This window comes from Rhizobium sp. 05L419, assembly GCF_056397845.1.
Window position 1 is genome coordinate 1 of record NZ_JBFTOF010000055.1, and the last position, 9,197, is coordinate 9,197.

A 9,197-nucleotide genomic window follows, 5' to 3' on the forward strand; every position below is an offset into this window, starting at 1 on the left:
ATCCGCGGGTCAAACGGCGGCTGCCCGAGCCCGCTCACATAGCTGTCCGTGATCTCCTTGAGATCAAGGTTCTCACGCACCAGTTCAACGATGAACCGCGAGACATGGTCTTTCGGCACGAAGTCCTGCACGCTCGGCGGAAGAAGCAGTGTCTGATCGATATTCCAGGGGCGAAAAAATTTGCTCATGGCAAAAGATTGAATCAGACTCGCACACAATTGAACAGTGACTACTCGGACAGGCTCCTAGACGTTGCAAACCCTTAATGCCGTGACCGCAACAAATTATCATCGCGGATCGACCTGGCCGAAACATCCCTATTCCAATCGCGTTTATTGCGCGACCGGAGGATGGGTATTTCACTCCTTGAAGACGAACTCCGCTCCTCTCTCCTTCAACTCCCTTATTGAATTCACACCCATCAGACTCATGCTGATCGAGATTTCGCGGGCAAGGATGGATATCGCCGCGGCCGCGCCGCGTTCGCCGTTGGCGGCAAGGCCGTAGGCGTAAGCGCGCCCGAGCATCACGCCATCGGCGCCTTGTCCGATCGCCTTGATGACGTCGGTGCCTCTTCGGATGCCCCCGTCGAGCATCAACGTGAAATTGGCGCCAACGGCCGCGCGGATGCCGGGCAATGCCGCGATGGTGCTGGTCGCGCCATCCAGCTGCCGGCCGCCATGGTTTGAGATCACGACGCCATCGGCGCCGGCTTCGCGTGCCTTCATGGCGTCTTCCGCGTTGAGGACGCCCTTTATGACGAGCTTGCCTTTCCAGCGCTTACGCAGCCAGGCGATGTCCTTCCACGATAATCTCTTGTCGATCCCTCGGGACAGGTTGGCCGCCTGTTCCAGCGCGCCTTTGCCGAATTCCGGGCGATGCTCCACGGCCCTAACGCCGGGCATGCCGCGCGCGGCGACATCCAATAGCCAGCCAGGCTTCCTGGCAAGGTTCAGGAGCATCCGCGGGCTCACCCGCGTGAGGGATCGAAATCCATTGCGAACATCGCGCTCGCGAATGGCGGTAGTGGCTGTGTCGACGGTGACATAAAGGGTGTCGACCCCCGCTTCGATCGCGCTTGCGATCAGCTCGTCGCAAAGCGACCTGTCCCGGAGGACGTAGAGCTGAAAGTGCAGCGGGCCTGCCGTCACACGCCTGACATCAGCAAGCGAAGCGATGGAAAAGGTCGACAAGGCGAAGGGAATGCCGGCGGCGTGGGCCGCCTTGGCAGCCTTCTGTTCTCCGTCTCGTGCATAGAGTCCGAGGAAGCCCACCGGACCGAGCATGAAGGGGAGGGGGTGTTCGCGGCCAAGATAGGACGTCGACAGGTCCGGTTCGGCACTCTCGCCGAGAACGCTCTGCCGCAGCCTGAGCGCCGCAAAATCCGTTCGGTTGCGCGAGCGCGTCTCTTCCGCGAATGAGCCTCCGTCGATGTAGTCGAAAAAGATCTTCGGCAGCCGGCGGCAAGCGGCAAGGCGAAGATCATCGATATTGACGATGGTCATGTCAATTCCGCTCCGGATCGATCATGTCAAAGAAGCGGGTGATCACATCATCGCCGGCAACAGGCTCGCTGCCGGTCATGACCGCAACGGAAAAGCCGATCAGCGACGACGTCGGATTGTGCGTGGTGGCACCTGCGCGCAGGTTCATCACCAGTGTCGGGCACAGGAACAGGCCAAGTCGCACCACGTCGCGCCAATCGGCCGGAAGCATGCTTCTCACCTTGAGGTCTTGCAGCAGCGGTTTCCACATGGCCGTGGCCTTCACGTCAAGCAGAGCTTGGCGAACGGGGCTCAGCTGCCAATCGAAATCGGCAAAGAGCTTACCGTTCTCATAGCGTGCCGTTGCATTGAACCTCTCCTCGGCGACGGCCGGGTCGTAGAGCCAGAAGGGGTGGGCGAGGATGTTGTGGAACGTCGTCTTCACTTCGGCGAGAAGGGTCGGGATATGCTCGCCGGCGAAAGCGGGGTCAAAGAACGACAGGTCAGCCCGATCGTCGTGACGGGAGTACCAGACATTGGCATTATGGGCGTCGCCATGGGCGGTGACGCCGCCGGCATCGGCCAGTCGCGACGGCGCCAGCCGGCCGTAAGCTGCGTCGAAAAGTTCGCCGATCGTCCGTTCGTACTCGATACCACCGATCACGAAGCGTGCCGCGGCGAACTCCTCCCAGGAGAGCGTGGCGCCGGGAAAGGTGAAGCCTTTCCCCACATAGAAGCTCGCAAGGCGTCCGCCGGGATAGACGGCGTCCAGTGCAGTGATCAGGCGGTCGTGGAAGAGTCGGTGCACGGGCTCGCCGCTGACCTGCCCCTCCGTGACGGGATGCAGGGTGTTCAGGTAGACCGAAAGGACTGTCCGGTTCAGTCGTTCCTCGGCGGCGACCGCCTCTTTTGCCGACCGCTCGTCATGCGCGGCATCAAGGGCACGTAGAACGTCGGAAAAACGCGGGTCTGACCTTCGTTTGTAAACCAATATCTGCTCGCCGGGCAGCGTCGACATCATGAGGGGTTGATCAACGGGCAGGCCGGCCCGGGCGACAATGTCGGCTCGGTAATATTCACCGCTCATCGCTTCTTCGCCTTCTTCCTGATGGAATTTGAAGAAGTATTGCTGATCGCCGTCGTCGAAAAAGCCGTTCAGGGAGTTCAGGCTGTATTGATCGTAATTGATCGCCACGTTGGTGGCGTTCACCTGAAACAGATCATGGAGAAGGCCGACGAGCAGCATTTCGGCGACGCCATCGCGCTTCTTGGCGTGATCCCTGATTGTCGCTGTCCTGCTTGTATTGTCGGTCATGAACTCTGCTCTTCGATTGGGATGGGCGTGGCCTGCGGTTGTCACGCGTTCTTCTTGGCGGGGGCCATGTATCGGCTGCCCAGCGAATAGCGGCTGCCGACATGGGTGAATGTGTTGACGGTGGCGATCGTCGGGCCCGTCCAGGTCTTTCGATAAAGAACGAGGCAGCTATCGCCCTCGCGCATGTGCAAGAGCCGCGCCTGTTCGGCCGTGGCCGGCAGCGCGCTGATCAGATGCTCGACCTCGGTCATGGGCGTGCAGCTCTGAAGATATTCGTAGGTGGCGATCGATGTGAAATCCTGTGCCAGATAGTCCGACACCAACGCCGTATTGACGTATCGCTCCTCCAGTTGCACGGGAACGTCGTTTTCGTAGTGCACGACGAGGGAATGGTCGACAGGCTGCTTTCTATTGAACTCGAATGCGAGAAGCAGCTCCGGTTCCGGACGTTCGATGCGCTCGAGCACGATCATCTCGGCCCGATGTCTGCTGCCGCGCGCCTTGATCTCGGTGATGATGTTGCTGATTTCGATCAGTGTCGATTGTGCTCTTGGCGGCGCGACGAATGTTCCGACACCCTGTACGCGATGCAGATAGCCTTCCGAGGTCAGCTCCCGAAGCGCGCGGTGGACGGTCATGCGCGACACGCCGAGCGAGGAGACCAGCTCATGCTCCGACGGCAGCCGGCTGTTGTGCCCCCATTTACCGCTCCCGATATTGGCGAGCACAAAATCCTTGACCTTCTCGTAGAGCGGAGAAGCAGAGTCCGAAAGTGCACTCAAATTCTTAGGCTCCATTTCAAAAGACCAATCCGCATCCGAGTGACATTCTATTCGGCGATCCGGACGATGGTCTTCAGCTTGTTCGTCTGTCCGTCGAGCAGGCGCTGATAGGCACCCGGCACTTCGTCCAGGGATGTCAGGACGTCGCTGAATTCCAGAAGTTCTTTTTGCAGTTGCGGCAGCAACGAAACGGATTTCGCCAGTTCGTTCTCGTAGGCATGGCAGCCGAGCAGCGCGATCTCACGCTCCACCAGAATGTTGGGATCGAGATCCAGACGTCCATGGCTGATGCCGACAAGCGCCAGCGCACCACCGCCCGACAGCAGGTCGATGGTCCGGCCAATCGCTTTTGTGCTTCCGGTCGCGTCCAATGCGTAGCGCAGCCTTCTTCCCTGCAGACTTGCGGCAATCTCTGCCGGCGCCAAATCGATGGAGGTCCCGCCGCAGATTTCGGCAACCATCCGGGCGCGATCGGCCTTCACGTCGGCAAACAGCAGGTCGCCGTCGTGGAGGCGCGAAAGCAACAGACCGCTCAGGCCGCCGATGGTGCCACAGCCGATCAGAAGCACCGGTTCGCCTGATGGTACCTGCAGCCTTTGAACAGCGTGCAGGGCAACGGCGAGCGGTTCGGCCATCGCCGCGACCCGTGGGTCGAGCGACGGTTCGTGGTGTATCACCAGCCTTGCCGGCAGTTGCACTTGCTCAGCAAAGCCACCGTCGCAGACTTCGCCGACGAAGCCGAGGTTTTCGCACACATTCGTTCGGCCGGAGGCGCAGGCAGGGCAGATGCCGCAATAGACGCGCGAGTCCGCTGCAACAGTGTCGCCGACCGAAAGCCCTTCCACGCCATCACCGATCGCACAGATGCGGCCGCAGAATTCATGACCTGCCGTCGACGGCCGCCGCGAGATCCATTGTCCGGTGCGGAAATTGTGCAGATCCGAGCCGCAGATGCCTGCCGCTCTCACGTCGATGTTGACAAAGCCGGCCGGCGGCTGAAGAGGTCTATCGACCTCCTCGACCCGCAAGTCCATCGCATCGTAAAGACGCACCGCCTTCATCGGTCAGCCTCCAAATTTGAGGTAGGCATCGCGCACGGGCGAAACGGCGTTGGCGTGTGAGGAGAAGCCTTCATAAACCGCCAGCTTATGGGCATTGGCGGCGAAAAGCGGGTAGGCTGGCGCCGTAACGTAGCCGATCGAGCTGCGCTTGACGAAGTCGGTAACCGAAAGCGGGCCGAATGTGCGTGCCCAACGGCTGGTCGGCAACACCGCGTTTGGACCAAGGCAGAAATTGCCGATGCTGACCGGTGTATAGGGGCCCATCAGGATCTCGGCCGCCTCGGTGATCTGTCCGAGATGCGAAAACGGGTCGCGCGACAGGATTTCCAGGTGCTCCGGGGCATAGGCGTTGACGAAGGCGTAGCTTTCCTCGATCGACGACGTCAGCACGATACCGCCGCACTTGCCGGTGAGAACCTCGCTCGAGAAGTTCACGCGCTGCTCGCTCATGCGGGCCCAATGTTCCGGCAGGGCGGCAAGAGCTTCCTCGGCGACACGGCGGCTGTGGGTGACGAGATAGGCGGATGAATCGGGGCCATGCTCAGCCTCGATCAGCAGATCGAGGGCGGCGAGGCCGCCATGCACCGTGTCGTCGGCAAAGATTATCGCTTCCGATGGGCCGGCGGGTAGTCCGGTATCGATGACACCGGCCAGGGTGCGCTTGGCGGCCACGACCCAGGGGCTGCCGGGGCCGACGATCTTGAGCGCCGGCGTGATGGTCTCGGTGCCATACGCGACCGCCGCCACGGCCTGCGCGCCGCCCACCTTGTAGACCGTGTCGACGCCTGCCAAACGCGCGGCAACAAGTGTTGCGGCGTCGACACTGCCATCGGATGCCGGCGGCGTCACGATCGCCAGATGCGGGACGCCGGCTACGACCGCAGGGACCGAGGTCATCATGGTGACCGAAGGGAAGGAGCCCTTCCCGCGCGGAACATAGAGGGCGACCGACTGAATCGGCGTGAAGCGGTCACCGGCAAATGCGCCGGGGCGAATTTCCTTCAGCCACATGGCCTCGGGCTTCTGCTCTTCGTGGAAGACGCGGATATTCTCGATCCCGAACTTGATGGCATCGATTACATCTTCGCTGACGAGGTTGAAAGCCGCGTCGAATTCGGCCTCCGTCACCTTTATGTTCGTTTCGGAGATGTTGGCCTTGTCCAACTCGCGGCCAAAACGCGCGACGGCGCGATCGCCTTCGGTACGGACAGCCTCGAGGATCGGCCTGACTTTTTCGATGAAGCCCGAAATATCGGTTTCCGAACGGCCGAGAAGCGCGTTTCTCTCTTCCGAGCTGAGCTTCGAATATTCGTAGAAAGAGACTTCAGTCATTACACATACCCTTTTTAAGGCCGTTGACGAGGCAGAATTGCAGGCGATAGCGCGCCGTCGCTCAAGCTTATCGCTTCAGCGGGGGCAGTGTTAGAACAGGGTTCCCAGCGCCCACAAAGGTGTCGGTGCCGGCATGATTGGGGAGGCTCCCCTTTTGATTTTGTGCGTATCCAAAGCCAGGCGGTGCGCGACGCTTGGCCAGTTGAAGCCTATGGCTTCGTTGTTCCACTTTTCTTACTTGTCTTAGCATGTATATACATGTGCATGCATGCCGTATCAAATGGTTTCTAATTCTCTCTGCCTATTTTTTAAATGGAGGCCAAAAAACCGCCATCGACAGGGAGGCAATGGCCGGTGATGTAGCTTGCTGCGTCACTGGCAAGGAACACGACGGCGCCACCGATGTCGGATGCGTCACCAAACCGCCTTTGTGGAATCTTCTCCAGCATGCGCGATTGCCACGCGCCATCGTCGTAAAAGCCTTCGGTCATCGCCGTGCGGAAGTATCCGGGAGCGACGGCATTGACCCGTATTCCCGAAGCGGCCCATTCGGCGGCCAGCGCTTTTGTCATGCCGAGCAGGCCGGATTTGGACGAGCCATAGGGGACAGCGGTGGGAATGCCGACAAAGGAGGTGAGGGAGCACAGGTTGACAATGTTGCCGCCTTGGGGCTGCGTCGACATGCGCTTTGCAGCCGCTTGAGCCCAGAAGAACGCGCCCTTGAGGTTCGTCCCGACGATCTGATCCCAGAGCTTCTCATCGACATCGAGCGAGGGTGCGACCTTTTCCATTCCGGCGTTGTTGACGAGAATGTCGATGCGACCTGCAGCCGCCGCGAATTGATCGAGCGTGCGTTCTATCGACCGCACATCGTTGACGTCCTGAGCTGCGGCAAAGCACTTTCGTCCACGCGCTTCGATCCCGTCCCGCGTTTCGCCAAGCGACCCTGCGCTGCGGGCCGTGATGCAAACATCGGCTCCGGCGTCAGCGAGGGCAAGCGCGATCGCCTGACCAAGACCCCGGCTCGCGCCTGTGACGACTGCAACTCTACCCTCGAGGCTGAAGCGACTACCGGTCATCATGATCTCCTCTCGTGTTTTGGGAATACAAGCAGCTTTCTAATTTTATGTCTATACATATATCGACAGGTCAAAAAATTGCTCCTATGGTCCGGGTGAAGTTCCAACCAGGAGATGGACATGTCTGATGCGCGAAAGCTGATTCGTGAAGAGGTTGTTGGCATACCGCCTTACAATTCCGGGCTCACGCTCGACGAGGTACGCCAGCGCTATCAGCCGAAGTCGATTTCAAAACTCGGCTCCAACGAAAACCCGCTCGGAGCGTCGGATGGCGCTCTCAGCTTCGAGGGCAGGTTACACGATCTGGTGCGGCTTTATCCGGACCCGAAAGGCCGGCAGTTGTGCGAAGCGATTTCCAGCGCGTTGAACGTTGCGGCCGACCAGCTCATTCTTGGAAACGGATCCGAAGACCTGATCGGCGTGATATGCCGTGCTGTCGTACGGCCTGACGATACCGTCACCACTCTCTATCCGTCATTTCCGCTCCATGAAGATTATGCAGCATTGATGGGTGGTAAGGTGGAGCGCATCGAGGTTCTGAAAGACCTGACCGTGGATGTCGCAGGTTTGATCGAAGCGGCGAAGCGCAAGCCCCGGATGATCATGTTCGCCAATCCGATGAACCCGGTCGGCTGCTGGCTCAACCCCGCTGAGTTCGCCAATTTCATCGCTGTGCTGGATAGCGAGACGCTGCTGGTGGTGGACGAAGCCTACGCCGAATATGCTTATGGGGAGGATTATCCTTCAGCCGCCGAAATGCTCGCGGGAACCGAAAAGAGCTGGGTTGTGCTACGAACATTCTCAAAAGCGCGCGGCCTCGCCGGCTTGAGAATTGGCTTTGGCATCACGTCCAACGTCGAGCTCCGTGACTTCTTCGACCGGGTACGCACGCCGTTCAATACCAACGCCATCGCCCAGCATGCCGCGATCGCAGCACTTGCGGATACGGACCACCTGCGGCGGACGGTCGAACTGGCACTCGGCGAACGCAAGCGCGTCGCAGACAGGCTCAGCGCTCTCAATCTCAAAGTCGCGCCATCGAAGGGTAATTTCCTGTTCTTTGACTGCGGTGCCAACGCGGTCGATCTGGCCGAACAGCTTTTGCGCGAAGGCGTGATTGTCAAACCCTGGAAACAGAAGGGTTACGAGCGCTTTATTCGCACGAGCATCGGCTCCGTGGACGAGAACGACCATTTCCTGCGCGTACTCGCCACCGTGTTGAAAGCCTGAGCGACATTTTTTGACACCTCTACCTGTCCATCGAGGACTCTCGCGGGACCAACTGAGGAAAAGTCGATACGGGCATCGTTGCACCAGCTTCGATGAATTGCGTTTGCGTCCATCACCGGCACGGCGAGCGATCTCGACCCACCTGTTGCAGTGGGAGTGGATATGAAAATCGTAATCGCCGTCCTGGTGACATGCTGCGACTTGTCATTGCAACCTCGAAAACATGTCCGATCCTGCACAGCAGTCGCTGCGCAGGATCGGACATGGGCAGGCTCCGTTTCGTAGTCGTGACGGTGTGTTGCAGATCGGTCCGGACAAGACGAAAAGCCCAGCCGCACCTCTGCTGTTGTGGCAGTGCCTAGCTGCGCAAATTCGCTCAGATATCACCGTGGCCGCTATTGTCGCCGCCGAGTGGACAACGCCGAACAACTCCTCTGATCGCGCTAAGGACAGTTCGCAGAATAACCGCTACGTGTTTCTTGGGGTGATGGTGTAGTTCCACTCTGGATTGAAAGCGTCGCCGGTGATGTCGAGGCTTGCCATCTGGGCATTGGAGACCTTGACGCCTTTGTGGTAGGTGCGGGTGTCGAGGGCGCATTCGACCTTGAGGCCGGCCTTTGTCGTGGTGGCGCCGATCAGTTCAACCACGGCCAGGCGGCTTTCGAGCGGGCGACCGCGCCAGTTCTGGGTAATGTGGCAGAACAGGCGGTGCTCGATCTTGTTCCACTTGGAGGTRCCGGGCGGATAGTGGTGGACGTGAAGGACCAAGTCGGTCTCGTCGGCCAGTTTCTGCAATTCCAACTTCCATAGCCTGACGCGCGCGCCGTTTGAGCCGCCGCAATCGGCCGTGACGGTCAGTTCACGTGCCTTGGGATAGCGCTCTCGTCCCATGCGATCGAGCCAGTACCGGATCG

General features: G+C 59.7%; 9 protein-coding genes and 1 pseudogene. 2 read left to right on the top strand and 8 right to left on the bottom strand.

What is annotated here, in order from left to right; genetic code table 11:
* From AC1DMK_RS30495 to AC1DMK_RS30525, 7 genes and pseudogenes are all read right to left on the bottom strand, one after another.
* Nucleotides 1-188, bottom strand: a pseudogene (locus AC1DMK_RS30495) (IS5/IS1182 family transposase); the annotation flags it as partial.
* Nucleotides 189-359: 171 nt separating this feature from the next.
* Nucleotides 360-1,505, bottom strand: coding sequence for an alpha-hydroxy acid oxidase (locus tag AC1DMK_RS30500; protein ID WP_477863969.1), 1,146 nt, complete (start codon nucleotides 1,503-1,505; stop codon nucleotides 360-362).
* Nucleotide 1,506: 1 nt separating this feature from the next.
* Complete coding sequence (locus AC1DMK_RS30505; RefSeq protein ID WP_477863970.1) at nucleotides 1,507-2,799, bottom strand: hypothetical protein; 1,293 nt, start codon at nucleotides 2,797-2,799, stop codon at nucleotides 1,507-1,509.
* A gap of 41 nt (nucleotides 2,800-2,840) precedes the next feature.
* Nucleotides 2,841-3,581, bottom strand: a complete 741-nt coding sequence (gene hutC, locus AC1DMK_RS30510) for a histidine utilization repressor (protein WP_477863971.1) — start codon at nucleotides 3,579-3,581, stop codon at nucleotides 2,841-2,843.
* 47 nt (nucleotides 3,582-3,628) lie between these two features.
* A complete protein-coding gene (locus AC1DMK_RS30515; RefSeq protein ID WP_477863972.1) occupies nucleotides 3,629-4,642 on the bottom strand; it encodes a zinc-dependent alcohol dehydrogenase in 1,014 nt (337 codons plus the stop codon).
* 3 nt (nucleotides 4,643-4,645) lie between these two features.
* Entirely contained in the window at nucleotides 4,646-5,974 is a 1,329-nt protein-coding gene (hisD, locus tag AC1DMK_RS30520; RefSeq protein ID WP_037063050.1) for a histidinol dehydrogenase, read from the bottom strand.
* Nucleotides 5,975-6,282: 308 nt separating this feature from the next.
* The gene (locus tag AC1DMK_RS30525) at nucleotides 6,283-7,053 is read right to left on the bottom strand and encodes a glucose 1-dehydrogenase (protein ID WP_037063048.1); all 771 of its coding nucleotides are present in this window, start codon (nucleotides 7,051-7,053) and stop codon (nucleotides 6,283-6,285) included.
* A gap of 120 nt (nucleotides 7,054-7,173) precedes the next feature.
* Between AC1DMK_RS30525 and AC1DMK_RS30530 the strand changes: the two genes are divergently transcribed.
* Entirely contained in the window at nucleotides 7,174-8,283 is a 1,110-nt protein-coding gene (locus AC1DMK_RS30530; protein WP_477863973.1) for a histidinol-phosphate transaminase, read from the top strand.
* 223 nt (nucleotides 8,284-8,506) lie between these two features.
* Nucleotides 8,507-8,779: a hypothetical protein gene (locus AC1DMK_RS30535; protein WP_477863974.1), complete on the top strand. Its 273-nt coding sequence runs from the start codon at nucleotides 8,507-8,509 to the stop codon at nucleotides 8,777-8,779.
* Here the strand turns inward: AC1DMK_RS30535 and AC1DMK_RS30540 are convergent.
* The coding region (locus AC1DMK_RS30540; protein ID WP_477863975.1) for an ISAzo13 family transposase at nucleotides 8,752-9,197 on the bottom strand (446 nt) is incomplete at its 5' end. The genes AC1DMK_RS30535 and AC1DMK_RS30540 overlap by 28 nt on opposite strands.

What these genes read in the sequence shown, in the direction of transcription:
- AC1DMK_RS30500 (WP_477863969.1), bottom strand. Translation starts at nt 1,505, where the DNA reads ATGACCATCGTCAATATCGATGATCTTCGCCTTGCCGCTTGCCGCCGG.
- AC1DMK_RS30505 (WP_477863970.1), bottom strand. Translation starts at nt 2,799, where the DNA reads ATGACCGACAATACAAGCAGGACAGCGACAATCAGGGATCACGCCAAG.
- AC1DMK_RS30515 (WP_477863972.1), bottom strand. Translation starts at nt 4,642, where the DNA reads ATGAAGGCGGTGCGTCTTTACGATGCGATGGACTTGCGGGTCGAGGAG.
- hisD (WP_037063050.1), bottom strand. Translation starts at nt 5,974, where the DNA reads ATGACTGAAGTCTCTTTCTACGAATATTCGAAGCTCAGCTCGGAAGAG.
- AC1DMK_RS30525 (WP_037063048.1), bottom strand. Translation starts at nt 7,053, where the DNA reads ATGACCGGTAGTCGCTTCAGCCTCGAGGGTAGAGTTGCAGTCGTCACA.
- AC1DMK_RS30530 (WP_477863973.1), top strand. Translation starts at nt 7,174, where the DNA reads ATGTCTGATGCGCGAAAGCTGATTCGTGAAGAGGTTGTTGGCATACCG.
- AC1DMK_RS30535 (WP_477863974.1), top strand. Translation starts at nt 8,507, where the DNA reads ATGTCCGATCCTGCACAGCAGTCGCTGCGCAGGATCGGACATGGGCAG.